Source organism: Oceanobacillus saliphilus (assembly GCF_023522835.1).
In the GTDB taxonomy this organism is placed as follows: Bacteria; Bacillota; Bacilli; order Bacillales; family Amphibacillaceae; genus Oceanobacillus; species Oceanobacillus saliphilus.
Map to the genome: position 1 here is coordinate 1 of NZ_JALCZU010000235.1, position 256 is coordinate 256.

Here is a 256-nt window from a genome sequence, read left to right on the forward strand (position 1 = left end):
GAGGACCTGGTCGACCATCGCTGCGTGCTGCTCGGCACGGTCGACTACGCGCCCGACGTCTGGCAGCTGGAGGGCGCGGGCGGCGAGACCGTGTTCCGCCCCACCGGCCCGCACTTCAGCGTCAACGACATGGAGGCGATGGGCACCGCGCTGGAGGCTGGCGCGGGGATCGGCCTGCGGGCTGGCTACGCGGCGCTCGACGCGCTGCGCGCGGGCCGCCTGCAGCGCGTGCTGCCCGGTTATCACACCTGGCGGC

The 256-nt window shown here is 74.6% G+C and carries 1 protein-coding gene; it reads left to right on the plus strand.

All coding sequences use genetic code 11. The features are described 5' to 3' along the window. Nucleotides 1–256: LysR substrate-binding domain-containing protein (locus tag MN204_RS21910; RefSeq protein ID WP_249872987.1), on the plus strand; the 256-nt coding region annotated here is incomplete at both ends.